We start from the raw sequence: 25,154 nt of genomic DNA on the forward strand, positions 1-25,154 counted from the left end.
AAGCGGTATGTCCCGCATACGAAGGCAGCACGAGCCAGAAGCACCGGCTCGTGCTGCCAACAGGCATGTTCTCTTGTTATACCCTATACCCAGCCGAACGCTCTTGCCAATTGAGCCGTGGCAAAGGTGACGGCAATCGCGATGGCAAGGGGGATGAGCGCGGACAGTGCGGTCCACTTCACGCTCTTCGTCTCTTTGTAAATATTGAACAGCGTCGTGCCGCATGGATAATGGAGCAGGGAGAACAGCATCATATTGAGTGCTGTCAGCCATGTCCAGCCATGGTTCAGAAAGATGTTCTTGATGTTGTCCATGCCGTCGGCATCGACCAACGCGCCGGTGGACAAGTATCCCATCAGCAGAATCGGAAGCACAATCTCATTCGCAGGAAGGCCGAGAATGAAGGCCATCAGGATGAAGCCGTCCAGTCCGATCGCATGGGCGAACGGGTCGAAAAAGCCGGCCATATGATTAAGCACGCTGTCCCCGCCGATGAAAATATTGCCCAGGATCCAGGTGATGATCCCGGCAGGCGCGGCCACGATGATGGCACGCGTCAACACATTGAGCGATTTGTCCCGCGACGCGAGCAGAATCGTCTTCGCGAACTGCGGCTTCCGGTACGGAGGCAGCTCCAGCGTATAATGAGTCGGCACCCCGCGCAGGGCGGTCTTGGACAAGACCCACGATACGGTAAACGTGACGGCGATGCCGATCATGACCATGCCCATGACGACCGAGGCCGTAACGAGCGTCTGCATGCCGGAACCGAGACCCGCCGACACCATGAAGAGGGAAGACAGCAGAATCAGGGTTGGCCAGCGTCCGTTGCAGGGCACGAAGTTGTTCGTCAAGATGGCAAGCATCCGCTCACGCGGCGATTCGATAATGCGGGTAGACAAAATCGCTGCGGCATTGCAGCCGAAGCCCATCGACATCGTCAGCGCCTGCTTGCCATGCCCGCCCGATTTCTTGAACAGGCGGTCCATGTTGAAGGCGACGCGCGGCAAGTAGCCGAAGTTCTCCAGCAGGGCGAATACCGGGAAAAAGATGGCCATTGGCGGCAGCATGACGCTGACGACCCAGGCCGTGCCGCGGAAGAATCCGAGAATGAGCACGCCATGCAGCCAAGCGGGCGCATGAAGCGCTTCGAAGCCGGCGGTCAAATAGCTTTCAATTGTATTAAACAAGTCAAAGAGCAGGGCGGAAGGCACATTCGCCCCCGCAATCGTAATCCAGAAGACCGCACCCAGTATCGCCAGCATAATCGGGAATCCCCAAATCGGGGAGGTGACGATTTTGTCAAGCCGGTATGTGCTCTCCAGCTTCTTCTTATCTTCGTAGCGGACCGCTTCGCGGCAAATGCTGTGCGTTGTCTTATAAATATCCCCGACGATGTCGTCCCGAACCTCGCTGCCGTTGGTCAGGTTCTTGGCCTTCGCTAATAGCGAATCGAGCGAGTCGGGGGAATTAGTGGCAAGCGGTGTAGCCATATTGTACCGTCTCCTTCATTGTCGCCGTCTGGTCTTCCGTCATCCGCTTCTTCATCGTCTGAAGCAGCTTCTCGTCATTATCGAGCAACCGCAAGGCGATCCAGCGGGCGGGATAACGGTCGCCAAGCTGCTCGCGTATCGCCGGCTCCAGTTCGGCAATCTTGCGTTCGATATGATCGCTGTATTGAATCTGCAGCGGCTGAGGCACGAGCTTGCCCGAGGCGACCTGCTCGATCTTGTCGAGCAGCTGGGGAATGCCAATCCGGCTGCGCGCCGAGATGGCGACTACAGGCACGCCCAGCTTGCGGGAAATCGCATTGATATCGATGCGGACGCCCAGGCGCTTCGCTTCGTCAATCAAGTTGATGCAGAGGACGACGCGGTTCGTCATCTCCATGACCTGCAGGGCCAGATTCAAGTTCCGCTCCAGCGATGTCGCGTCGAGCACGACGACCGTCACGTCCGGATTCTCAAATATGATATAGTCCCGGGCGACTTCCTCATCCGCCGAGTTCGAATAGAGAGAGTAGGTGCCCGGAAGATCGATGATGCGGAACGGCGTGCCTTGATGCTCGAATTCTCCTTCCGTCATCATGACGGTCTTGCCTGCCCAGTTCCCGGTATGCTGGCGCATCCCTGTCAAGGTATTGAACAACGTGCTCTTGCCTGTATTCGGGTTACCGGCGAGGGCAATTCGATATCCGCTCATTCATCCTCACCTCCAATTATCTCCCCGTATATGCGCGTGCTCTCTTCTCGGCGAAGCGCGATGGTCGTATTGTTCACGCGGAACGCGACCGGATCCCCGAGCGGGCTGCGCTGCAGCACTTCGACCGTATTGCCCGGCACGAAGCCGAGATCGAGAAGCCGCCGGCGCAGCACTCCTTCCACTTCGATGCGGGAGAGACGCAGCCGGCTGCCTGTATCCGCTTCTGCCAAAGATCTGTCTGTTGTCGACATCTATGATGTTCCTCCTCCCCATGTCCGAACCTCGCGAGCGGATCGGGAACCGTATGTCCCCGGTTCCCCCGCTCTTGTTATTATTAGTATAGGACAAAAGTATTGAGTTGCCAACAATAATTTTCATTAGGGCAACATTTTTAGGGAGGGGGAATTGTTGGCAAGAGCGGGCTTGGCGTCCCGTTGACATTGGCGCAGGGGCAAGCACTATACTAGAAATGCTTGCCCATAACAGAATGGCAGAATCGGCGGAAGTGGGAAACATCGGCACGATCGCCTCGCGGCGGGGACGGGGATACGGAGCGAAAATAACGGCGAACTGGCCCGGAGGGCTGCCCGGCTGACCTCTTACGTTCTGCTGGAAGTGTTCAATGACAACGAGCCCGCTATCCGGCTCTATCGCTCCCTTGGCTTCGAACAGGCGAACCAGCTCTATATGACGAGCTTCCGCTTGCCTGTCTTGGCGGAACGCGCTTGACGGACCGGCAATCTTTTCGTCCGGCATGGCGGCAGCGGCCGGAACCGGAGACCCTATGATCTAATGCACTGAGGACAGACAGACAATGGGATATACTGGCGTCGGCTCGGCCTGGTTCGCCCCGGCCGTGACCGGTGATTCTTTTCCGATGAAAAGGAGATGAGGCCCATTGCAGAACAAATCCTCCATGAACAAGGGAATCCTGCTGGCCGGCGCCATCGTGCTTGCGCTGCTGGTCATATGGCTGGCGGCAAGTCTGGCCGGGACAGCCGTCCGCGAGGAAGGACAGCCGTCCGCATCGTCCGCCTCCCAGGCAATTCCGGAAGAGGAGTTGAATTATGACCTCCAACCGGTGATGGGAGATCGGAACGCTCCGATCCGTATCGTCGAATTCGGCGATTACAAATGCCCGGCCTGCAAGCGCTGGACCGAGCTCGTGCTGTCGCAGCTGCATGAGGAATTTATCGCGGACGGCACCGCCGCCTTCTACTATATCCATTATCCATTTCTGGCTCCGGATTCGGAGCTCGCGGCCGTAGCGGGAGAGATATTATACCATATGGACGAATCCGCGTTCTGGACCTACCATAAGCGGATCAACGAGCTTCAGGGCGAGAAGGACGAAGCTTGGGCGAACGAATCGTTCCTGACCCGTCTGGTAGAGCGGGATATTCCGTCAATCGATGCCGAACAGTTCCGAGCCGAGCTGAAGGAGCTGAAGCATCTCGATACGGTAAAGGCCGATATGGAGATTGCGCGCAAGTTCAAGATTGGCGGCACGCCGACGGTATTGGTGAACGGGCAAGAGGTCGAGGATATTTCTTATGAGGGGATACGGGAAGCGATCTTGTCGGAGCTGAGCCGGCAGCAAGCTCAGGCAGCCAAATAGAAACGCGGGAAACAGCGGGTTTGCCTGGAGGCGGCCCGTTTTTTGCGCCGAAATAACGGAATGATCCTGTGCAGCCGGCAGTCTGCGCTCGCGGTTGACAACGGCAGGGGGATGGGGTAGTATTCACGTGACAAGATCTTCCTGTCCCCGCGCCCTTCGGCTAGCTGAAGGGTTTGTTTGTCATGCGGGGCAGATGGTTCAATACATAGAAGAGGTACAACGTAATGCTGCGAAAATGGAAGCGGCTCGATCCGCTGCTGCTCTGGCTGGTGCTGTGCTTCATGGCGATTAGCACCATCGTCGTGTATAGCGCGACGGTGAATACCAAATATGAAGGCATGCACATGGACAACACCAAGCTGTACGTTGTTCTGTTCATCCCGCTGCTTGTTACCGCCTGGTTCGATTACCGCATCGTCGTCCGGTATTTATCCGTCATCCTTTACGTTATCGGTATCGGATTGCTTCTGCTGGTCATGTTCAAAGGGGTCAACATCAACGGCTCCACGCGTTGGATCGAGATCGGAAGCCAGCAATTCCAGCCGTCCGAGTTCATGAAGCTGTTCATTATCATGCTCCTGGCCCGCTTGCTGGGGCGAAGGGATGGCGAGACGCTTAGTCTGACCCGGGATATTGTGCCGCTTGGCCTTGTCGTGGCGGTTCCGATGTACCTGATTTACAAGCAACCGGATTTGGGCACGACCATCGTATTCGTATCGATTTTTGTCGCCATGCTCTGGATTGCGAATGCGCGGCTCTCCCATATGATCGTCGGTCTATCCGCAGCCTCCGCCGCTGTCGGAACGATCCTGGTGCTGTACTATCACAATCGCGACTTATTGATTAAGCTGATTAAGCCGCATCAGTTTTCCCGCATCGAGGCATTTCTGGATCCGGCGAGCAACCCGGATGGAGGCTGGCATGTCATGAATTCGATTCGGGCCATCGGGTCGGGGAATTTTTCGGGAGACGGCTTTCTCAAAGGGTTTTTCGTGCATAACGGTTATATTCCGTACAGCTATTCGGATTCGATCTTTGTCGTCATCGGCGAGGAGTTCGGTTTCCTCGGCTCGGCCTGCCTGATCCTGCTGTACTTCGCGCTTATTTACCGGATGGTGCTCATTGCCGGCGCATGCAAAGATTTGGAAGGCGCCTACCTCATCATCGGCATTATTGCGATGTTCACGCTGCAAATATTCGAAAACATCGCGATGCATATCGGCCTGATGCCGCTTACGGGCTTGTCGCTGCCGTTCATCAGCTACGGCGGGAGCTCGCTGCTCACCAATATGATATCGATCGGTCTCGTGATGAGCGTCAAAATCCACCAGGAGGAACCGAACCTGCTGGAGCTGTGAACGTAATCAATCGAAGAAAAATCTGCCGCAAGGCAGTTTTTTTTAATGATCGCGCGCCTAGCCAAGCTAGGCACAACTAGCCGGTGTGAGTCCGGTCGAGGTAAGAGCCAAGTCGCCTCGTAGCTGAGAGGCAACTGGTGGAGAGACCCTAAGGTTGAAGCCCTGTGACAAAGTAACTCTCAAGAGAGTGCGAGCAAATCAGCAGGCCGTAACATGAAGTGAATCCTGCCGCATCGTCAAAAAGAACCTGCAAAGGACAAGAGAGAGCCGAGCCTCGGAACATTGGGCGAAGGCCATGGAACGCGTGAAGCTCTTGGAAATGCAGCGCGGAAGAACTCTCCGGTGTATGGGGAACGGCATGTTGAGAAAGTTGTGTCTGGAACTGGGGAAACCCTACCTCGCACGGCAACGCCGTAAAGAGCGACCCTATAAGCCCGAAAGGTGAAGTGGCGAGCTGCGAGAAGGGTGGCGGAGGGGGTTGTAGTACCCGTGAAGCAAGGACAACACAACCTTGTGGAGGAAAGAGCCCCTGCTTTGTTCACGTACTGGAGGAGGTAAGAGTCAGTGAATGCCCAAAAGGCTAACTACGCCAAAGTAAAAGCTCAACAACTCCAAAACGTACTATATCTAGCGGCCAAGGAAAATCCGAGGCGGCGATTTCATGCGCTGTACGACAAGGTACACCGCGGCGACATTCTTTGGGAAGCATGGAAACGGGTCAAGGCGAAGGGCGGAAGCGGTGGAGTAGATGGCATAACCATCGACCACATCGTCAAAGAGTTCGGGGAAGAGCGATTTGTCGATGAAATCCAAGGTAAGCTGAGGAACGGAAAATACCATCCACAGCCTGCAAGACGGAAAGAGATACCCAAACCGGACGGCAAGATGCGCCCGCTTGGTATCCCTGTCATCCGAGATAGGGTCGTTCAAATGGCGACCAAGATGGTTATAGAACCGATCTTCGAAGCGGATTTCAAGGATTGCTCCTACGGATTCCGGCCCAAGCGAAGCCAGCATGATGCAATCCGGCATATCCGCCGAGCAGTAAAGAAAGGCGTATACTGGGTCGTCGACATCGATATCACCGGATATTTTGACAATATCCCGCACGAGAAACTGATGCGACTGGTGGAACAGAGAATTAGTGATCGACGAGTGTTACAACTCATCCGCAAGTGGCTCAAGGCAGGATTCGTGAAAGATGATCAGTTTCATGAAACCGACCTCGGGAGCCCGCAAGGCGGAGTCATAAGTCCGCTCTTGGCAAATATCTACTTGAACTATCTGGATACCATCTGGGAGAAGAAGTTTGCGGAAGCAGGAACACTGGTGCGTTATGCCGATGATCTGGTCATCCTGTGCAAAACCAAAGAACAAGCTCTGAGGGCGATTGATGTCCTCAAAGCGGTATTTGGAAAGCTGGAACTTGAAATGAACAAGACGAAGTCCAAACTTGTTAACCTCTGGGGAGACAAAGAAGGCTTCGACTTTCTGGGGATGCATCACCGGAAAATACCGAGGATGATGAAAAGGAACAAGGAAGTTCATGTTCTTCGCAGTTACCCGTCAAGAAGGCGATGAAGAACATGAAGCAAAAGGTAAAGGAAGCAACAGAACCGCGCAATCGTCTATTCTGGACGATGAACCGGATGGTAGATGAACTCAACCCGAAGATACAGGGATGGAGGAACTACTATGGTATAGACTCCTTTGCTGACCAGTACCTGAACAAAATCGATTGGTACATCCGTAAGCGTCTCACCCTGTTCTGGAACAAGAAACGTAGCCGTCGTAACAAACACAGCAATTCCCGGCAAGCAGCCATTGCTGCACAACTTGCGGGATTAAAGAAACTCGCCAGCTAAGGGAAGTACCGTAATGCCGGAGGAAGAAGAGCATCGGAAAGCCGTATGAGGGAAAACCTCACGTACGGTTTGATGAAGGGGGAACTGAAAAAGTAAAGAAGAGGGTTTTCGCCCTCCAATGAAATTTCAGTTCTCTACTCTACAATGCAATGTGGTCGACTTACCCCTTGCCTTCCTTAGAGGAGAAGTCCTGTGCGGTTGGGAGAACGATCAAAAGCGCGCTGAAAGACGCATCCAGATGTCAGAACAGCAACAGCAGAGACCGTATAACGGAACTCGGATCGAAGAGGATTCTAGCTCTTTTCCCATCGCTTCTGGTTCGGAGCTTGACAGCAGCGGGATGACGCCTATATGATTATATCGTAATAATTACGATTAACGGAGGATATGAATTTCTATGGCAGATCAGACAATAACGCCGGGTACAAATCCGGACGGACAAATTCCCGTAACGGTATTGAGCGGCTTCCTCGGCGCCGGGAAGACGACCGTATTGAATCATGTGCTGAACAACCGCCAGGGGCTCAAGGTGGCGGTGATTGTCAACGATATGAGCGAGATTAATATTGACGCCGATCTGGTGAAAGCGGGCTCGAACCTGTCGCGGACCGAAGAGAAGCTGGTGGAGATGTCGAACGGATGCATTTGCTGCACGCTGCGCGAAGATCTGCTGCGGGAGGTCGAGCGGCTGGCGAAGGAAGGCCGGTATGATTATATTTTGATCGAGTCGACAGGAATCTCCGAGCCCTTGCCCGTTGCGCAGACGCTGACGTATGCGGATGAAGCGCTGGGCATTGATCTTCCTTCGCTCGTCCGGCTGGATTGCTTGGTCACGGTTGTCGACGCGAGCCGGTTCTGGCATGACTTCGCGTCAGGGGAATCGCTGCTCGATCGGAAGCAGCAGGCGGGGGAGGAGGACAACCGCAGCGTTGTCGATCTCCTTATCGATCAGATAGAATGCAGCAACGTGCTGCTGTTGAACAAGTGCGACTCGGTGGCGGAAGAGGAACTGAAGAAGCTCGAAGGCGTGCTGCGGGAGCTGCAGCCGGAGGCGCGCATCATTCGCACCGTGAACGGCCAAGTGGATCCGAAGCAGATTCTGAACACGGGTTTGTTCGACTTCGAGAGCGCCAGCCATACCGCTGCCTGGATCGCGGAGCGGGAACTCGAAGCTCATACTCCGGAGACCGAGGAGTACGGCATCACCTCTTTCGTATACCGGCGTCAGCAACCGTTCCATCCGGAAAGGCTGTACCGGTTCATGAATGACTGGCCGGACGAGATTATACGGGCCAAAGGCATGCTCTGGCTCGCTCCGGCATCGGATATCGCCGTTAGCCTGAGCCAGGCCGGACATTCCATCCAGATCGGACCGGCCGGCTATTGGCTCGCTGCCGCGACGCCGGAAGAGAGGGAGATGATTCTGGAAGAGGAGCCGGATATGCGCCAGCGCTGGCATGCGCAATGGGGAGATCGGGGGAACGAGCTGGTGCTGATCGGCATTGCTCCGGATCGCTCCCGGATTGAGCGCGGGCTGGATGAATGTCTGCTGACCGCAGCCGAGATGGATCAGGATTGGTCGGCGCTCGACAATCCTCTGGCCTGGGTTACCGCCGGGCTGGACGCGTAAAGCGGGCGCTGGCCTTCCGCAGCCGATCTCATGTGGCCCCGCTCCGCCGCAGCTTTTTGCAATCCGCTGGCGGAATTGATGTACACCGAGAACGATTGTCCCATGCCATACCTGTCTCTCTTACGTATTATGGTAGCGAGAGAAAGCGAGGTGTTGGGACATGAAAGCCGTTGTGACGGGCGGGGCGGGATTTATCGGCTCTCATTTGGCCGAGGCGCTGCTTGATCAGGGAGCCGACGTTCATGTTATTGACAATCTGTCTTCCGGCCGCGAGCGGCGCGTTCCCCGGGACGCCGAACTGCACGTCGCCGATATCCGCAGCAAGAACTGCGACGAGATTATCCGGGGCATCCGGCCGGATATGCTATTTCATCTGGCGGGGCAGGTCGACGTGGCCCGCTCTGTTCACAATCCAGGCTATGATGCCAGCATCAATATCGGAGGTACGGTGCGGCTGTTAAGTGTCTGCCGTGAGAGCGGGATACGCAAATTCGTATTTGCTTCGACCGCCGCCGTATACGGTGATATGCGGGAGGGGCGTGCGACGGAGCAATCTCCGATCCGTCCCGTGTCGTATTACGGGCTGTCCAAATGGGCCGCGGAAAGCTATATCCGCCTATTTCACCTGCTCTACGGCATTCCTTATACGATTCTTCGCTACAGCAATGTATTCGGGCCGAGACAGGTTGTCGGCAGCGAGGGCGGCGTTATCGCCGCCTTTATTCGCCAATTGGACGAGGATGGGCGTATCCGCGTTCATGGAGACGGAGAGCAGGCGCGCGATTTCATTCATGTTCATGATGTGGTGCAGGCCAATCTGGCCGCTGCCCGCTTGGGCGAGAAGGAGACGATTCATGTAAGCACGGGCGTATCGGTCACCTTGAACCGATTGATCGGGCTGCTTCAAAAGATTCACGGAAGTGACTTCGAGATTGAGTATGGCCCGGCGCGGGAAGGCGACATCAAGCATAGTTGTCTGGATAACCGGCTAGCATGGGAGCGGCTGCAGTGGCGGCCGAGCCGGAGTCTGGCCGAAGGCGTGCTGGAAATGTACCGCGATTACGCGGCGAGGAAGATGGACGCCTGACCCGTTCCCGGTACACGCTTCAAAAACAGGGTACCTGTACCTCTCAACAGATGCCGTTCCGTCATAGTATAAATGGACAATACACCAAAGGGATGGAGAACGATGAAGATCCTGATCGCCAGCTATTGGGGGATTCCGAGCGCAGGCGGAATAACTGCCTATGTGGAACAGTTGAAGAGAGGATTGGAGCGCCAAGGCCATCAAGCCGATGTTCTGTGCCCAACCCCGAACGAGAACGGATACGGCATTTATCCCCGCAACCGGGTAGTGGAAAAAGAGAAGCTTCTCCCTTTTATCGCCGCGCAGTCCAACCCATACTTCGATCATCATCTGCCCGGATTGGATCCGTGGATACGGCAATGTGAAGTGGAGCGGTACGGGTTTGAACTGGCTGCCCTGCACCTGGATATAAGCGAGTACGACATCATTCATGCTCAGGATATCGTAACCGCCTATGCTCTCTCGCGCATCAAGCCGCGGGGAATGCCACTTGTATCGACACTTCACGGCTGCCTCGCCCTCGAGTGGTTCCGCAATTTGAAGGTGATGGGGCTGGATGCGCCCGAGCGCCGCCCTGCGCTGCGGGCTTACTCGGCCCTGAGGGAACGGCTGGGCGCATCCTGCTCGCGATTGACGATCATGCCTACCCGCTGGCTGCAGGATCTGATGATCCGGGAGTTCGGGGTACATCCGGACCGGCTGATCGTCTCTCCAAGCGGAATGGACGTCGAAGCCTTCATCCGCGAGATGGAAACGCCTACCGACTGGGCTCCGCCTCAAGGGAAGAAGGTGATCATTTGTCCGGCGAGGTTCAATGCCGTCAAGGGACATGTCTTTTTGCTGCAAGCTCTGCATTCGCTGAAGGCGATTCGCCAGGATTGGGTCTGCTGGCTGGCGGGAGACGGAGAGGCCGAAACGGAGCTGCGGGACATGACGGCGTCGCTGGGCCTGGCGGAGCATGTTTTCTTCCTCGGCAGGCGCCAGGATGTTGCCGCCCTGATAAGGCAGGCGGATCTGTTCGTCCTTCCCAGCATTCAGGATAATCAACCCTTCGCGGTCATGGAGGCGCAGGTGGCCGGCAAGCTGGTCATCGTATCGAATGCGGGCGGAATTCCGGAGATGGTCGAGCATGGCGTAACCGGCCTCGTCTCCGAAGCGGGACGCAGCGAACAGCTTCTGCATCATCTGCAATTGGGACTCGAGAATGAGTCCTTCCGGCTGCAAGTGGGCGCGCAGGCTCAGGCTTGGGGACGGTCGCATTGGTCGCTCGAGGCGATGACCGGACGGGTCCTCGATATCTATTACAGCGCTGCCGGAATGGAAGAAGAGGTCCGGCCTCTCCGATAATACGCTGAGATTGATGGATGGAGGTGCCGCTTATGGCGAAGCTGACAAGTACTATCGGCCGGAAGATCGCGGGGGGCGTCCGTCGGAGGAAGGCGGCAGGGAAGAACAGAATGGCGATGCGGGCTGGGGCCAGGCGGAGGCTGCGCCGCCAGTACCGGCGCACGCCAGGCAAGCGCGGCTGGCGGCTGGCCTTCGGGAAGCGGCTGCAGCGACGAACGCGCCCGCTGCTGCAGCCATCGCGCAGCGGGCCGTTCGGGAAGGATTCCCCGCTCCGAGAGGAAGACTTGACGCCGCCGCTGCCTCCACCGGAGGAAGAAACGCCATCGCCGCCGCCGGCTCCCGACATGGCCCATGCCGCCCCTGCAGCGGCTGGAAGTCCGCATCCGACCCCGCCAGAACCTGTCCAGGCTACCGCGCCGCAATCGGCGGATGACTCGTTGTGGCGCCAGCTCCTGAGCAGGGTGCCGGCGAGCTACTCGCTGCCCGACGGGGTCGTCGTAGAAGCGCTGCAGCATGCATTGGGCCGCTGAATGGGCCCGGCAGGGAAGTCTGGCCAAGGTTGTGGCGCCGCGTCCAGCTCCGTTATAATGTTACGTAGCCGCATATGAATTGAACAGGAGCTGAACTGTGTTGACACATACCGTCGGATTTATTTATGCGCATCCGGACGACGAGACGTTCGGGTGCGCTTGCTTGATCCGCTCTCTGGCGGATCAGGGCGTCTCCGCCGCTCTGCTGACGGCCACGAGCGGAGAGGCGGGAAAGACCGGCCGTCTTGGCCCGATGAGCCGGGAAGAACTGGCAGCGCGGCGGGAGCGGGAGCTGGCTGCTGCCGGCGCGATTATGGGCTTGGCGGACATTGAGCTGCTGCGCTATCCGGACGGACAATTGTCCTCCGTCCCGCGCAGCGAGGTAGTGGCGAAGATTGCTGCGTTCCTCAACCGGCACCGCATTGAGGTCGTGGTCACCTTTCCCGAGGACGGAATCAGCGGGCATCCGGATCATATCGCTATCCATCATGCCGTCAACGAGGCGGTATGGAGCGGAAGCTGCCCGCATGTGCAGAAGCTGTACTATAATATGCCGCTGACAGTTCCCGAAGCGGAGGCGGATTCGGTGATCAGGCTGGAGGTCGCGCCATATTGGGAGATGAAGGCGGCAGCGCTGCGCGCCCATGAATCCCAAATCTTGTCCATTGAACGCGTATTCGGCGACCTGCAGACCGTGCCGGCCGATGAACGGATGCGCGAGGAAGCGTTCGCGCTCGTATGGAAGCGGGGTGTGCATCGCCCGGCCATTCGGGAGCATTCGGTGCTGGATGACTTACATAAAGATAGCTAGCTCTATTCGACGAACCGCGACATTGCACACTCCTTGGATTTTGCCGGGGGTGTCTTTCTTTTTTTCAGCGGAACGCTCAAATTGTGTCCGTTTTGTGATACCATCGTATTCAGGATAGAGTGGATATTCTATTTTATGGCAAAAAGGAGAGTTGATCGCATGCAAGCAAGACCGAAGCGTTCCGAAGTGCCGATCGAGGCGACCTGGAATTTAAGCGACCTGTATCCAAGTCAGGAAGCCTGGAAGGAAGAATTGAAGCAGATTCAGAAGGATGTGGCCGAGGTCGCCCGGTATAAAGGCAAGCTGGGCGATAGCGCATCTGTGCTGCTCGCCTGTCTTGAGGCGCGGGACGCACTGATTGTACGGATGTCGCGGGCCAATACATATGCGCATTTGCAGCAGGCCGGGGACGGCACGGATCCGGTCAACCAGGCGAACTCCAGCATCGCGGGCGATATGCTCTCACAAGTCAATTCCCAGCTATCCTTTATTTCATCGGATATTTTAGCGCTGCCGGAGGGCACGGTGGAGCGGTTCCTGGAGGAAGAGCCGAAGCTGGGCATCTACCGCAAAGGGCTGACCGATCTGCTCGAGACGAAGCCGCATCGCCTGTCCGCGGAGACGGAAGCCGCTTTCGCGTCGCTGGGCGAGCTGTTCGGCGCCCCGTACCGCATCTATCTGCGCAGCAAGCTGTCCGACATGTCATTCGCTGACGTGGAAGCAGGGGACGGAACGAAGTGGCCGGTCTCGTTCGCCCTGTACGAAGGCAAATATGAAATGTCTCCCGACCATACGCTGCGCCGCGCCGCGTACGCGTCCTTCTCGGATACGCTCAAGGCGTACCAGCATACGTTCGCGCAGACGTACGCGACGGAAGTGAAGAAGCAGGTCGTCCTGTCCCGCCTCCGCAAATATAACTCCGTAACGGAGATGCTGCTTCAGCCGCAGCAAGTGACGCTCGAGATGTACCATAATATTTTGGATATTATCCAGGAGCAATTGGCGCCCCACATGCGCCGCTACGCCAAGCTGAAGCAGCGCGAGCTCGGGCTCGACAAGATGATGTTCTGCGATCTGAAGGCGCCGCTCGATCCGGAATACAATCCGCATATCTCGATCGAAGAGGCAGGGAAGCTGATAGCCGAATCGCTGGTGGTGCTCGGCCCGGAATACTGCCAGATTATCAGGGATGCGCTGAACAATCGCTGGATTGATTACGCCGACAATGTTGGCAAATCGACCGGCGCGTTCTGTTCGTCGCCGTACGGAGCGCATCCGTACATTCTCATTTCCTGGGCGGACAATATGCGCGGGGCGTTCACGCTGGCGCATGAGCTGGGCCATGCCGGCCATTTCGCGCTAGCCGGCCGCTATCAGCCGTATGCAACCTACCGTCCGGCGATGTACTTCATCGAAGCGCCGTCGACGATGAACGAGATGCTCCTGGCCCAGCACATTATGAAGCAATCATCCGACAACCGGATGAAGAGATGGGTCATTCAGCAACTGCTCAGCACGTATTACCATAACTTTGTCACGCATCTGCTCGAAGGCGAGATGCAGCGCCGCGTATATGATCTCGCTTCCGCCAACGAGCCGCTTACCGCGAAGACGCTGTCCGAGCAAAAAGGCGCCGTCCTCGCCAAGTTCTGGGGCGACGCCGTCGAGTTGGATGAGGGCGCGCATCTGACGTGGATGCGCCAACCGCATTACTACATGGGCCTGTATCCATACACGTATTCCGCAGGCTTGACGGTGTCCACAGCCGCCGCGCGGATGATTCAGGAGGAAGGCCAGCCGGCCGTCGATCGCTGGCTCCAGGCGCTCAAGGCAGGCGGCACGTTGAAGCCGCTCGACCTGATCAAGATTACCGGCGTCGATATGTCCGGCCCGCACGCGATCGAGGAAGCCGTCGTTTATATCGGCTCGCTCGTCGATGAGCTGGAGAGGCTGTCTTAATCGAATCAGAGATGAACAGATGCGATGTCTCCCGGCAAGCGGGGGGCATCGCTGCTTATTGACCGGGATATACAGTTAGCGCCGGTTCATGATGCGTCATCGGCGCCGTAGCTTGCATCCTTGCATCATGGGCAGAACTTGCTTCCCGCTATTGATTTGCCGCGGGGGATAAGTGTACATTAGAACAATGGACAAGTATCAGGATGTGACAAGGAGGAAGACAACATGGCAGAACGTATGCTTGTTTTTGTCGGATCCTATGCAGACGGCTCCGGCAGCGGGGTCTATGCGTTCGAGTTCGACGAACAGAATGAATCGCTGACATTGACGGATGAAGTATCCGGCCTTCGCAATCCAACCTTCGTGAATCTGGACGCGGAAGGCCGCCGGTTATATTCGATCGCGGAAGGAACGAACCGGGACGGAGGCAAGACAGGGGAAGCGGCCGCTTTTGCCATCGATCCGGCGGCAGGCAAGCTGGAACTGTTGAACCGCTCCTTCACGGTCGATGCGCCGACCTGTCATATTCAGCGCGATTCCGGCAGCAGCCATATCGTAGTGGCAAGCTATCATGGCGGACGGATCGCGCTGGTTGCGCTGACGGCCGACGGCCGCATCGGCGAACAGCTGGACGTTCAGCAGCATGAAGGACACGGGCCGAATGCCGAGCGGCAGGAGAAGCCGCATCCGCATTCCGTCTTTTTCAGCCCGGACGAGCGTTATCTGTTCGTGCCGGACTTGGGCATCGATCGGGTTCGGGCCTACACGCTCGACAAGGAGCGCGGGAAGCTGCAGTTCCATGGCGAGACAGCCGCCCACCCGGGAGCGGGTCCGCGCCATATGACGTTCCACCCGAACGGGAAGCTCGCTTTTGTAATCAATGAGCTGGACTCTTCGATCACGTCTTATCATTATGATGCGGAGCAAGGGGCGCTGCAGCCGATTGCGACGGTGCCGACCCTTCCTTCCGGCTTCACCGGGGAAAATACATGCGCGGAGATTGCGGTCTCGGAAGACGGAGCCTATCTGTACGGCTCGAACCGCGGTCACGACAGCATCGCCGTCTATGCGATCGACGCGGCGGCCGGCATCTTGACGCTGGTGGAGCATGTCCCTGTGGAAGGGAAGCATCCGCGCCATTTCGCGCTTACGCCGGGCGGACGTTATCTTATCGCGGCGAACCGGGATACGAACAATCTCGTTCTGTTCCGCGTGGACAAGGCGACCGGCAAGCTGACATTTACCGGGAAGACCGTTGAGGTCTCGAAGCCGGTCTGCGTCAAGCCGGCCTATTTCACGGTATAACCGGATAATAACACACGATACAGAACCCCCGCCGGAATGATTTCCAGTGGGGGTTCTTTCGCATGCTTATTTACTTTCCGGTTCCTTGATCGTCTCCGGCTCCTTATACTCAACGCCGAACGTATCTACCGTGATTTTTTTGATCTTTTGCTCCTCCACCGGACGGTCATTCGCATCCCGGTTCGCGTTGGCAATCTCATGCACCGTCTCGATTCCGGAAGTCACTTTGCCGAATGCGGCATATTCTCCGTCCAGATGGGGCGCATCCGCATCCATAATGAAGAATTGAGAGCCCGCCGAATCGGGATCCATGGAACGGGCCATCGAGATAACCCCTTCCGTATGCTTCAGATCGTTGGTTACGCCGTTCGAAGAAAATTCGCCCTTGATGCTATAACCCGGGCCGCCTATTCCGGTTCCTTCCGGATCGCCGCCCTGGATCATGAAGCCGGGAATGACCCGATGGAAAATGAGTCCGTCATAAAAGCCTTTGTTGACTAACGAGATGAAGTTGTTGACGGTGTTCGGAGCGGTGTCCGGATACAATTCCACTTCAATCTTCTTGCCGCTCTCCATCTCAATCGTGACCAGCGGATGCTTGGCGTTGTCCGCGCCGCTCGCGTTGCCGGCTTGGCTGCCGCAGCCCGCGACGACCAACATGGCAGCCATGAGCAGGGCCACGAGGGTCAAGCCTGTACGCTGTCTGTTACTTCGTCTCATGCATTCATTCCTCCTACCTCTTGCTATGAAAATATCTCATACGTTTACAGTATGCCATCGAATGGGGGCAAGAGCAAACAGCCGGTCCGTCAGCCAGTGCCGTTCAGAGCGATAACGTTATTTCGCTACCCTGATTCTCGTTGCCAAAGCGGCTCCCGAACAGATCGACCCCGCTCGAATGACTGGCATCTTCTTGGGTTAGTTCAAGATGCGTACGGTCTTGCTGCGTTGGCGGGCAGGCTAGCAGGCGCTAGGCAGGGTGGTCCAGGCAGCGGAGTAAAGAATTATTGCGTAAAACGGCGTAAACGGGATATCACCCAGGATGAAATGAGAAGGATTGTCGTGGATGCGCGGTTATGTCGAGAACAGAGAGGTGGTTTTACATCCCTTTTGTCCATTCTCCCCGTGGCTCAGCCAGCGCCCTGACGGAAAGAGAGAACTCGGGGGGACAGAACGCCTATCGCTTAACGCGGAGTTAAGGGAATAACGAGCAAAAGGCCCGTCCCGGCTCATATGAGCTGATGCGAAGGGATAGTGAACGAAAGGCCTGCCCCCGGCTCATATGAGCTGAAGCAATGGTATAGTGGGCAAAAAGCAGGGGGAGCCCCAGGTCGGGGCGGAACGGCATGTTCCGGCCCCGGGCCGAGCCTTAGTCTATTTCGGCGACAGCGTCGTCTCCGCAGTTGGAACATCCGTCTGCCTGGGCTCGTCGTAATGAAGGAATATCCAGACGCCTGCAATAAGCAGGACGCAGGCGGATGCCTGCAGCGCCGTCATCTTCTCGCCGAGCAGTATCCAGGCCAGCAGGCTGGCTCCGACCGGTTCGCCCAGCACGCTCATGGAGATGGAGGTGGCGTTGACATATTTCAGCAGCCAGTTGAAGAGCATATGACCAAGCACCGTCGGAACGAGCGCCATCAGCAGGAACAAGAGCCACTCGCATGCAGGATAGCCGCTCATTGAATAGCCGGCTCCCAGGTTATAGAGGGCAAGAACGGCTCCGGCGGCGAAAAAGACGGTAAAGTTATATACATAGGATGAGATGCGTTGGCGCAAATCTTGGCCGAGCAGCATATGTACAACGACAGCAACGGTTCCGAACACGGACAGGAGATCGCCGTACAGCGCTTGTCCGGATAAGCGGAGATCGCCCCAGCCGATCAGCATGATGCCGAAGATGGCGATGACGATGCCGGCCAAGGCCGCCGGCGTCGTTCGCTGCTTGAACAGCCAGAATGAATCGAGCATGACAAGAATAGGCTCTAAGGACAGGATCATTGTCGAGCTGGCGACGGTCGTATGGCGAAGCGATTCCATCCAGAGCAGGAAGTGGATGTCCAGGAACAGCCCGGACATCCCCATGCGCAGCCAGTCCTTGCCGCGAACGGCGCGCCATTCCGCTCGATAGGCGAACGCCCAGGGCAGCAGCATGAGATTCGTGAGCAGCAGCCGGTACATGGCAATAATCGAAGCGGGCGCTTCCGACCATTTTACGAAAATGGCGGAAAAGGAGATCGCGATGATTCCAATAATGAGAAGCAAATAAAGATGGGATGATTTTTGGGCAGACATCGGTTGATGCACCTCGTAGGTTATTTATCTTGGTGGTCACGATCAGCTAGTATAGCGCATTTGGAAGGAACAATAAAGAGGGGGGACGGAAGGAGCTTCGAGTTGGGCGTTTTTGCTGTAAGAATGGAGAAACGGCAGTGAATGATGATAATGGAGGTGAGTCCGATGGATGTTCGGGTGGAACGGGACACATTCGGCGAATTGCAGGTTCCTGCGGATAAACGGTGGGGGGCTCAGACTCAGCGAAGCCTGGAGAACTTCAAAATCGGCACGGAGAAGATGCCGCGCGAGGTCATTTACGCGCTCGCCTTGATTAAGCAGTGTGCCGCCCGCGTCAATGGCGAGCTCGGACACCTTGAGAAGGAGAAGGGCGACGCGATTGTGGCGGCGGCGCAGGAACTGCTGGACGGCAAGTATGATGATCATTTTCCGCTGGTGGTCTGGCAGACGGGGAGCGGCACTCAGACGAATATGAACGTCAATGAAGTGATTGCTCACCGGGCCAATGAGCTGCTGGCCGAGCAAGGGAGCGGCATGCGCGTGCATCCGAATGATGATGTCAACCGGTCGCAGAGCTCGAATGACACGTTCCCGACGGCGATGCATATCGCCGCCTTCATCGCGGTGGAGGATCAAGTGCTGCCCGCGCTGCATCGGCTGAAGAGCACGCTGTTGAATCAATCGAAGCAGTTCCGCGATGTGATTAAGATTGGGCGGACGCATTTGCAGGACGCCACGCCGCTAACGCTGGGACAGGAGATCAGCGGATGGCACCGGATGCTGGAGAAGTGCGAGGAGTACATAATCGAGAGCTCCGGCGCCCTGTTGGAGCTGGCGATTGGCGGAACCGCGGTCGGCACCGGGCTGAACGCGCATCCGAAGTTCGGACAGCTGATGGCCAGGGAGCTGAGCAAGGCGACCGCGCGCGAGTTCGTCACGGCCCGGAACAAGTTCCAGTCGCTGACCAGCCATAACGAGATCGTTCATCTCCACGGCGCCTTGAAGGCGTTGGCGGCCGATCTGATGAAGATTGCCAACGATGTGCGCTGGCTGGCGAGCGGTCCGCGGTGCGGAATAGGGGAGATTCTCATTCCGGCGAATGAACCGGGGAGCTCGATTATGCCCGGCAAGGTGAATCCGACCCAAGCTGAGGCGCTTACGATGGTCGTCTGTCAGGTGATGGGCAACGATGCCACGATCGGCATGGCGGCCAGCCAGGGCAATTTTGAGCTGAATGTATACAAACCGGTGATCATCTACAACTTTCTGCAATCAGCGAAGCTTCTGGGGGATGCGATGCAATCGTTCCATGATCGCTGCGTCGCCGGCATTGAACCGAATCGCAAGGTGATCCGCCGCAATCTGGAGCAGTCGCTAATGCTGGTGACCGCGCTTAACCCGCATATCGGCTATGAGAAGGCGGCCGAGATCGCGAAGCTTGCGCATCAGGAGGGGCTGACGCTGAAGGAAGCGGCTCTTCGCACCGGCCTGCTTACGGAGGAGCAGTTCGATGATTTCGTGAAGCCGCAATCGATGGTCTGATGATGACAGGGAGGGAACTGCCTGATTGTTCCGGCCAGGGGAAAAAGAACATTCAGGCGGTTCTTTTCATAACATTTTGGACATTCATTGGCCTTTCGTCTGTGGTATGATGTTATCGATAAACGAACGCATCTGGAAGGAATGAGAGAAATGGCAGCTCATAACTACATATTGGCCGGCTACGCGGTCGATGGCGTCCTGCCGGAGATTACCCCGGGGGATGCAGCAAGATTGACGCATTTGAATGTGGCGTTCGGCCATGTGAAGGAAGACCGCATTACCGTGGCGCATTTGCAAAATCTGGGCTCGATCGCTCAATTGAAGGAATATAACCCGGAGCTCCAAGTGATTCTGTCGGTCGGCGGTTGGAGTGCCGGCGGGTTCTCCGAGGCAGCGTCCACTGCGGAAGGACGCCGCAAGTTCACGGAGTCTGCGGTGGAGATTTTGCGCAATCATCCGTTCGACGGGATCGATCTCGACTGGGAGTATCCATGCTATTCGGTAGCGGGAATCCAATCCAGTCCGGCGGACAAGCAGAATTTCACGCTGCTGCTCTAGGAGATGAGGGAAGCCATCGACCGCCAAGGGCAAGCCGACGGCCGCCGCTATCTGCTGACGATTGCCGCGGGGGCAGACCAGTATTACATTGACGGGACGGAAATGGATAAGGTGCAGGCCTGCCTCGATTTCATTCAGCTCATGACCTATGATATGCGCGGCGGATTCCAGACTCTGACCGGGCACCACACCAATCTGTATGCGTCGACGGGAGATCTGTTCCGCATCAGCGTGGACGCATCGGTCCGCCTCTTCACGAACGCGGGCGTGCCGCGCGAGAAAATCGTCATTGGCGCCGCCTTCTATTCGAGAATGTGGAAGGACGTTCCGGCGGTCAATAACGGCTATCTGCAAATGACCCCGGGATCCGGCGGCTACGGACCGGATTACTCCCGTCTCGCGGAAGAATACATCAACCGCAACGGCTTCACCCGCTACTGGGATGACGAAGCGAAGGCGCCTTACCTGTTCGACGGCAGCACCTTCATTACGTACGATGACGAGGAATCGCTGGCGTGCAAGTGCGGCTATATTCAAGAGCAGAAGCTGAGAGGCATCATGTTCTGGGAGTATAGCTGTGACAAGAGCGGCACGCTGCTGAGCGCGATGTACAACGGATTCAAGGCCTAATCGGAGCAATCGGGGCTCCGGATCGGGCAATTCCGTTCCGGTGCATGCCGAGGACAAACGAGAAGCTAGAGATGCAGCGGCGAATCAATTAGGTTCGCTGCTGTTTTTTGTTTGCATGCTAAAGGGAGGGCAGCCGCGAAGAAAAGAGCCTGGGCGGCATCAGTCGTGAGAGGAAAGGAACATTTTGTCACTATAAGTTCAAATATCGTTCACCTTCCGTTCATAATACAGCCATATTCGTGATCTAAATTATAGCTATACTGGTTGATAAGGGAGAGAAATGATGAAGCATGACAGCAAATGGTTCATCCGCATCGCTGCTATCGCTCGCTTATTGGCGCCTTGCCCGGCCTGTCCTGGCGGGAGCAAAGCTGATGCGACGGTCCCGACTCATGCGCACTTTCGAAGCCGTCGGGTGGCTGACGTGATTCGTCTGCGGCCTTTTCTACTACATATTCTAGATCGCATCAACATGAAAAAAGACGGACGCTGCGATGCTGATGTTTATTGTTTCCGCTTCCATTTAGCTGTTCGTTTTTTTCTCTTTCTTGCCATTGTCCTGTTCGACAAGCGGCTGTTCGCCAAGAGTGACCGCTCTTGGACGGTAGAAACGAGTCAATTGGATAAGGAGGTCTTTGTGGTGAACAAGAAATTTGCTCTCGCGGCAGTGACAACGCTGTTGGCTGTCTCGTTGGCTGCCTGCGGCGGCGGGAACAAGGATGCGGGTGCATCCGACAATGATGGAGCGGCTCCGGCAACTTCTTCCGGCGATGTGCAGGCGGTGACGCTGAAAGCCAAAAACTTCGAGTTCGATCAGACCGAGATTCGGGTGAAGAAGGGGCAGACGGTTAAGCTTACCTTCGAGAACGAACAAGGCATTCATGGCGTGGAGATCCCGGATCTGAATGTGAAGCTCGATCAGCCGGGCACGACTGAATTCGTGGCTGACAAGGAAGGAACATACGAGTTCAAATACTCGATTATGTGCGGATCCGGTCATAACGACATGGTCGGCAAAATTATCGTCGAGTAATCGGAACCGGGATGAAGGGTTCAACGCAACGCATGGCCTGTCTGCGGAGAGGCTGTGCGTTTCTTTGTTGGATGCCGCTGTCATCGCCCAAGGAGTGAATATGTTGTCTCGGAAAAAAGGCTGGATTGCCGTCATTGCGGCCGCGATCATGATTGGGGCGATGTTCGTCGTTCCGGTGACGCTGCATCCCCCGGATTCGACCCGAATCGTCCTGGATCATACCTATCAGACATATATTGCGCCTCCGTGCTACGACCGGGCGGAGGTCACCAATAATTTGGCGGAAGGCGCTCTCAAGCATCTGAAGGACTACTCGTCCTATGTGCCTGAGTCGGCGTGCACCCGCGATTCGCTGGCGCCGCGGGAGGTTACGGCCAGCGTATGGTTGAGCCAGATGCTGGGTATCGGCAAGGGGCCGTGGGATTGGTAGGCCAACATATGCGGGGAAGCATCCGCAAGAGAACAAAGCAGCTCCTGTGAGCTGCTTTGTTCGATCGACGGCTCCTGCCGCTGATGGGCCCGTGGTGCGGGAGTGCTTCGCCGTTTCCATCTGTGGCCGCCCGCCGTATGACGCGCAGGAAGCTAGTCGATCTTGGCGCCATGGGAACGGGCGAAGGCGACGGCTTGTCCGCTATCGAGACGCACGCCCTGAATATCGAGTCCTTTCCAATGAATGCCCTCCAGATTGGCTCCGCGCAGATCGGCGCCCTTCCAGGAGACCTTCGTCAACATCGCATGCGTCAGATCGGCATCCCGCAAATCCGCCTTATCCAGCCGGGATTCCGACAAGTCGGCCTCGATCAGCCGCACGCCGCGCAGCTTCTGCTTGCTTAGATTGGCATGCCGCATATGGGTGTATGACCAATCGCCTCCTAATATCGTTATTCCGTCCCAGTTCGCGTTGGCGAAATCGGTGCCGACCATCTTGCATTCCTCGAACTTGGAGGCGAACAGATTGACGCCCACGAAGCGGCAGTTGGTGAACGCGCTGCGCGTATGGATGGAACCGTTCAGAATGGCGCCTGTAAAATCGCAATCGATGAACTGGCAGCCCGTAGTCCATGCTTCCTCCATGCCGGTGCTGCGGAAGCGGCAGTTGGTGAAGACGCAGTTCCGCAGCTCGCCGTCCCGCAGATCGGCATGGCTGAAATCAACGCCTTCATAGTGCTGGTCAACATATTGATACATCGCAATGAAGCCTCCAATGACTGCTTGCCCGAAGCGAAATATTTTCCCCTGGGCAGTTCGCTGCTTATCTGAATATCTCTCATCGTATCAAGCTTGCCGCTGCCGGGCAATGCTCGTTCCGTCTTTTCCGAGTAAAATATTCGTGGTGGAGGCTCGGTGGCTTCCCTTATCATTGGCGTGATTACAAGCGAAGCTTGAACGACTTGCTCCAGAGCGGGTACAGCCATTTGACGCCGCGCGGCGTGAGCGTATCCGCAATGAGATGGGACATATACCCGGCCGTGGCGACAGCAGCGATTCCGTCCAGCTGCAGCTCATGCTCCAGTCCCAATCCTATGTACCCCCAAGCACAGGCGGCCCATACGGTATGCGTCAGCCCCCGGTGCCGGAGCCAGGGAGCGATCGCGGTGAACAGCCCGAGTCCGATGAGCCAATACCGGTCCGATGTCCAGCCGGAATAAATAAGTGCGCAGCCTACCAAGCTGACCAGGCCATTGCGAATGGCCCCTTCCTTGGCGATAAAGCCGGTAAGCAGAAGAACGACGGAGATGACGGTCCATTCCCGGTGCTCGATTCCATACACGGCATACAGCATCAGGACGGCCGAGACAAGGAGCCCTCCGGTCCATACAAGCAGCTCATGAAGCAGCTTCGACAGCTTGCCCAGCTTGCTGCTAATCAGCGAGGGGCCGTCCAGATCCGCGCTCAAGGCGGAGAAGGCCGAGACCGCGACATACAGGGCGGCATGCTTCCAGCTGAAGGGATAATAAATTGCCGCAGCCATGCCGATTGCGGTTCCGATAGCAAGATGTGTTGAGCCTTTCATGATAACCTCCTCTGATCCCCTTGCAAACATATGTTTGCGTACCCCTGATTATACTTGCTTTCATTCCTTGGGGCAACCAACAGGGGACCTAATTGTTGCTTCAGGACAAGGTATAAAAGGCGGGGAGGGTTTGCACATTATGAAAAGGCTGGAAACTTGGATTGGAGGGTCAACATGAGAGCGGTTACGTATCAAGGTCCGAAAAAGGTCGAAGTGAAGCAGGTGGAAGACCCGCGCATCGAGAAGCCGGACGATATCGTGATTCGCATTACTTCGACGGCGATTTGCGGGTCCGATCTGCATTTGTACCAAGGCAATTTTCCGCTGCCTGACGGATATATTATCGGTCATGAGCCGATGGGGATCGTGGAGGAAGCAGGCCCGGAGGTAACGAAGGTGAAGAAAGGAGATCGCGTGGTCATTCCGTTCACCGTCGCATGCGGCCAATGCGCTTATTGCAAGGATGGGTTGGAGAGCCAATGCGACCGGTCGAATCCTCATTATGATTCAGGAGGCTATTTGGGTTATAGCGAGAAGTTCGGCAATTATCCGGGGGGGCAAGCGGAGCTGCTGCGGGTGCCGTTCGGCAACTTCATGCCGCTTGTGATCCCGGAGTCCTGCGAGCTGGAGGATGATTCGCTGCTCTTCCTCTCGGATGTGCTGCCTACGGCATATTGGAGCGTGGAGAACGCCGGCGTCAAGGCGGGTGATACGGTCATCGTGCTTGGATGCGGTCCGGTCGGCCTGATGGCGCAGCGCTTCGCCTGGATGAAGGGGGCGAAGCGGGTCATCGCGGTCGACTATCTTCCTTACCGGATGCAGCACGCGGAACGCATCAACAAGGTGGAGGTATTCGACTTCACCGCTCATGACGATATGGGCGAGCATCTGAAGGAAATCACCTCCGGCGGGGCCGATGTCGTCATCGATTGCGTCGGCATGGATGGCAAAAAATCGGCCCTGGAGTTCATTGAGCAGAAGCTCAAGCTGCAGGGCGGCACGCTCGGTCCGATTCAGATCGCGACCAAAGCGGTGCGCAAATGCGGCACGGTTCAGATTACCGGCGTCTACGGAAGCACGTACAATATGTTCCCGCTGGGCGCATTCTTCGCCCGCAATATCACGTTGAAGATGGGGCAGGCGCCGGTCGTGCATTTCATGCCGGAGCTGTACCGCAAAATCGTGAATCGGGAGTTCGATCCGCGCGAGATCATTACCCATAAGCTGCCGCTGGCGGAAGCCGAGCGCGGGTATCAGTTGTTCAATGATCACGAGGACAATTGCATCAAGGTCGTCTTGAAGCCATAGCCGATCCCGCGTCGGAACCAGACAGGGCATGGATCGAAGCAGCGCCGCTTCGGCCATGCCCTGCC

At 56.6% G+C, this 25,154-nt stretch carries 22 protein-coding genes and 1 pseudogene; 16 read left to right on the top strand and 7 right to left on the bottom strand.

Annotation, left to right across the window (positions count from 1 at the left end; all coding sequences use genetic code 11):
* Nucleotides 1–83: 83 nt before the first annotated feature.
* From OCY70_RS06110 to OCY70_RS06120, 3 genes are read right to left on the bottom strand one after another with little or no spacing between them, the layout of a single operon-like run.
* Entirely contained in the window at nt 84–1,493 is a 1,410-nt protein-coding gene (locus OCY70_RS06110) for a nucleoside recognition domain-containing protein (protein ID WP_213431147.1), read from the bottom strand.
* Complete coding sequence (locus tag OCY70_RS06115) at nt 1,471–2,202, bottom strand: FeoB small GTPase domain-containing protein (protein ID WP_213431146.1); 732 nt, start codon at nt 2,200–2,202, stop codon at nt 1,471–1,473. Before OCY70_RS06115 ends, OCY70_RS06110 begins: the two co-directional genes overlap by 23 nt.
* On the bottom strand, nt 2,199–2,453 hold the full coding sequence (locus OCY70_RS06120; RefSeq protein ID WP_197254230.1) for a FeoA family protein: 255 nt from the start codon (nt 2,451–2,453) through the stop codon (nt 2,199–2,201). The genes OCY70_RS06115 and OCY70_RS06120 overlap by 4 nt, the downstream gene beginning before the upstream one ends.
* Before the next feature lie 647 nt (nt 2,454–3,100).
* Here OCY70_RS06120 and OCY70_RS06125 point away from each other — a divergent pair.
* The 11 genes from OCY70_RS06125 to OCY70_RS06175 all read left to right on the top strand — a co-directional run bounded on the left by OCY70_RS06125 (nt 3,101) and on the right by OCY70_RS06175 (nt 15,712).
* Nucleotides 3,101–3,820, top strand: a complete 720-nt coding sequence (locus OCY70_RS06125; RefSeq protein WP_213431145.1) for a DsbA family protein — start codon at nt 3,101–3,103, stop codon at nt 3,818–3,820.
* A 224-nt stretch (nt 3,821–4,044) separates the two neighbouring features.
* On the top strand, nt 4,045–5,178 hold the full coding sequence (locus OCY70_RS06130; RefSeq protein WP_213431144.1) for an FtsW/RodA/SpoVE family cell cycle protein: 1,134 nt from the start codon (nt 4,045–4,047) through the stop codon (nt 5,176–5,178).
* A gap of 564 nt (nt 5,179–5,742) precedes the next feature.
* Nucleotides 5,743–6,759: a group II intron reverse transcriptase/maturase gene (gene ltrA / locus OCY70_RS06135; protein WP_261944702.1), complete on the top strand. Its 1,017-nt coding sequence runs from the start codon at nt 5,743–5,745 to the stop codon at nt 6,757–6,759.
* A 5-nt stretch (nt 6,760–6,764) separates the two neighbouring features.
* The gene (locus OCY70_RS06140) at nt 6,765–7,043 is read left to right on the top strand and encodes a group II intron maturase-specific domain-containing protein (RefSeq protein WP_261948752.1); all 279 of its coding nucleotides are present in this window, start codon (nt 6,765–6,767) and stop codon (nt 7,041–7,043) included.
* A 397-nt stretch (nt 7,044–7,440) separates the two neighbouring features.
* Complete coding sequence (locus OCY70_RS06145; RefSeq protein ID WP_213429101.1) at nt 7,441–8,673, top strand: GTP-binding protein; 1,233 nt, start codon at nt 7,441–7,443, stop codon at nt 8,671–8,673.
* Nucleotides 8,674–8,833: 160 nt separating this feature from the next.
* Nucleotides 8,834–9,760 carry an NAD-dependent epimerase/dehydratase family protein gene (locus OCY70_RS06150; protein WP_213429102.1) on the top strand — a complete coding sequence of 309 codons (927 nt, stop codon included), beginning with the start codon at nt 8,834–8,836 and terminating at the stop codon, nt 9,758–9,760.
* Nucleotides 9,761–9,862: 102 nt separating this feature from the next.
* Nucleotides 9,863–11,107, top strand: a complete 1,245-nt coding sequence (locus tag OCY70_RS06155) for a glycosyltransferase family 4 protein (protein WP_213429103.1) — start codon at nt 9,863–9,865, stop codon at nt 11,105–11,107.
* A gap of 32 nt (nt 11,108–11,139) precedes the next feature.
* On the top strand, nt 11,140–11,637 hold the full coding sequence (locus OCY70_RS06160) for a hypothetical protein (protein WP_213429104.1): 498 nt from the start codon (nt 11,140–11,142) through the stop codon (nt 11,635–11,637).
* Between the two features lie 97 nt (nt 11,638–11,734).
* Entirely contained in the window at nt 11,735–12,448 is a 714-nt protein-coding gene (locus OCY70_RS06165) for a PIG-L deacetylase family protein (RefSeq protein WP_306433951.1), read from the top strand.
* Nucleotides 12,449–12,607: 159 nt separating this feature from the next.
* A complete protein-coding gene (pepF, locus tag OCY70_RS06170; RefSeq protein ID WP_213429105.1) occupies nt 12,608–14,407 on the top strand; it encodes an oligoendopeptidase F in 1,800 nt (599 codons plus the stop codon).
* Nucleotides 14,408–14,632: 225 nt separating this feature from the next.
* On the top strand, nt 14,633–15,712 hold the full coding sequence (locus OCY70_RS06175) for a lactonase family protein (protein WP_213429106.1): 1,080 nt from the start codon (nt 14,633–14,635) through the stop codon (nt 15,710–15,712).
* 66 nt (nt 15,713–15,778) lie between these two features.
* Here OCY70_RS06175 and OCY70_RS06180 read toward each other — a convergent pair whose 3' ends face one another.
* Entirely contained in the window at nt 15,779–16,432 is a 654-nt protein-coding gene (locus OCY70_RS06180; RefSeq protein ID WP_213429107.1) for a peptidylprolyl isomerase, read from the bottom strand.
* Between the two features lie 654 nt (nt 16,433–17,086).
* Nucleotides 17,087–18,004 (bottom strand): DMT family transporter, encoded by a 918-nt coding sequence (locus tag OCY70_RS06185; RefSeq protein WP_213429108.1) that lies wholly within the window; start codon nt 18,002–18,004, stop codon nt 17,087–17,089.
* A 165-nt stretch (nt 18,005–18,169) separates the two neighbouring features.
* Here OCY70_RS06185 and fumC point away from each other — a divergent pair, with 165 nt between their 5' ends.
* From fumC to OCY70_RS06205, 4 genes and pseudogenes are all read left to right on the top strand, one after another.
* On the top strand, nt 18,170–19,546 hold the full coding sequence (gene fumC, locus OCY70_RS06190; protein WP_213429109.1) for a class II fumarate hydratase: 1,377 nt from the start codon (nt 18,170–18,172) through the stop codon (nt 19,544–19,546).
* Between the two features lie 150 nt (nt 19,547–19,696).
* A pseudogene (locus tag OCY70_RS06195) lies at nt 19,697–20,734 on the top strand (glycoside hydrolase family 18 protein).
* Nucleotides 20,735–21,014: 280 nt separating this feature from the next.
* On the top strand, nt 21,015–21,767 hold the full coding sequence (locus OCY70_RS06200) for a cupredoxin domain-containing protein (protein ID WP_261948753.1): 753 nt from the start codon (nt 21,015–21,017) through the stop codon (nt 21,765–21,767).
* A 100-nt stretch (nt 21,768–21,867) separates the two neighbouring features.
* Complete coding sequence (locus tag OCY70_RS06205) at nt 21,868–22,197, top strand: hypothetical protein (RefSeq protein ID WP_249725296.1); 330 nt, start codon at nt 21,868–21,870, stop codon at nt 22,195–22,197.
* A 152-nt stretch (nt 22,198–22,349) separates the two neighbouring features.
* Here OCY70_RS06205 and OCY70_RS06210 read toward each other — a convergent pair whose 3' ends face one another.
* Together OCY70_RS06210 and OCY70_RS06215 are read right to left on the bottom strand one after the other, a co-directional pair.
* Nucleotides 22,350–22,955: a pentapeptide repeat-containing protein gene (locus OCY70_RS06210; protein WP_213429112.1), complete on the bottom strand. Its 606-nt coding sequence runs from the start codon at nt 22,953–22,955 to the stop codon at nt 22,350–22,352.
* 181 nt (nt 22,956–23,136) lie between these two features.
* A complete protein-coding gene (locus OCY70_RS06215) occupies nt 23,137–23,781 on the bottom strand; it encodes a metal-dependent hydrolase (RefSeq protein ID WP_213429113.1) in 645 nt (214 codons plus the stop codon).
* 174 nt (nt 23,782–23,955) lie between these two features.
* On the opposite strand from OCY70_RS06215, the gene OCY70_RS06220 reads away from it, so the two are divergent.
* A complete protein-coding gene (locus tag OCY70_RS06220; protein ID WP_213429114.1) occupies nt 23,956–25,089 on the top strand; it encodes a zinc-dependent alcohol dehydrogenase in 1,134 nt (377 codons plus the stop codon).
* Nucleotides 25,090–25,154: the final 65 nt, after the last annotated feature.

The sequence above is a fragment of the Paenibacillus melissococcoides genome, assembly GCA_944800085.1.
Taxonomy (GTDB): Bacteria; Bacillota; Bacilli; order Paenibacillales; family Paenibacillaceae; genus Paenibacillus_B; species Paenibacillus_B melissococcoides.

Bases quoted from the DNA above. Each gene is read 5' to 3' on its own strand.
- OCY70_RS06110 (WP_213431147.1), bottom strand. From the start codon at position 1,493: ATGGCTACACCGCTTGCCACTAATTCCCCCGACTCGCTCGATTCGCTA.
- OCY70_RS06115 (WP_213431146.1), bottom strand. From the start codon at position 2,202: ATGAGCGGATATCGAATTGCCCTCGCCGGTAACCCGAATACAGGCAAG.
- OCY70_RS06120 (WP_197254230.1), bottom strand. From the start codon at position 2,453: ATGTCGACAACAGACAGATCTTTGGCAGAAGCGGATACAGGCAGCCGG.
- OCY70_RS06130 (WP_213431144.1), top strand. From the start codon at position 4,045: ATGCTGCGAAAATGGAAGCGGCTCGATCCGCTGCTGCTCTGGCTGGTG.
- OCY70_RS06140 (WP_261948752.1), top strand. From the start codon at position 6,765: ATGAAGCAAAAGGTAAAGGAAGCAACAGAACCGCGCAATCGTCTATTC.
- OCY70_RS06145 (WP_213429101.1), top strand. From the start codon at position 7,441: ATGGCAGATCAGACAATAACGCCGGGTACAAATCCGGACGGACAAATT.
- OCY70_RS06150 (WP_213429102.1), top strand. From the start codon at position 8,834: ATGAAAGCCGTTGTGACGGGCGGGGCGGGATTTATCGGCTCTCATTTG.
- OCY70_RS06155 (WP_213429103.1), top strand. From the start codon at position 9,863: ATGAAGATCCTGATCGCCAGCTATTGGGGGATTCCGAGCGCAGGCGGA.
- OCY70_RS06160 (WP_213429104.1), top strand. From the start codon at position 11,140: ATGGCGAAGCTGACAAGTACTATCGGCCGGAAGATCGCGGGGGGCGTC.
- pepF (WP_213429105.1), top strand. From the start codon at position 12,608: ATGCAAGCAAGACCGAAGCGTTCCGAAGTGCCGATCGAGGCGACCTGG.
- OCY70_RS06175 (WP_213429106.1), top strand. From the start codon at position 14,633: ATGGCAGAACGTATGCTTGTTTTTGTCGGATCCTATGCAGACGGCTCC.
- OCY70_RS06180 (WP_213429107.1), bottom strand. From the start codon at position 16,432: ATGAGACGAAGTAACAGACAGCGTACAGGCTTGACCCTCGTGGCCCTG.
- OCY70_RS06185 (WP_213429108.1), bottom strand. From the start codon at position 18,004: ATGTCTGCCCAAAAATCATCCCATCTTTATTTGCTTCTCATTATTGGA.
- fumC (WP_213429109.1), top strand. From the start codon at position 18,170: ATGGATGTTCGGGTGGAACGGGACACATTCGGCGAATTGCAGGTTCCT.
- OCY70_RS06200 (WP_261948753.1), top strand. From the start codon at position 21,015: ATGATGAAGCATGACAGCAAATGGTTCATCCGCATCGCTGCTATCGCT.
- OCY70_RS06205 (WP_249725296.1), top strand. From the start codon at position 21,868: ATGTTGTCTCGGAAAAAAGGCTGGATTGCCGTCATTGCGGCCGCGATC.
- OCY70_RS06210 (WP_213429112.1), bottom strand. From the start codon at position 22,955: ATGTATCAATATGTTGACCAGCACTATGAAGGCGTTGATTTCAGCCAT.
- OCY70_RS06215 (WP_213429113.1), bottom strand. From the start codon at position 23,781: ATGAAAGGCTCAACACATCTTGCTATCGGAACCGCAATCGGCATGGCT.
- OCY70_RS06220 (WP_213429114.1), top strand. From the start codon at position 23,956: ATGAGAGCGGTTACGTATCAAGGTCCGAAAAAGGTCGAAGTGAAGCAG.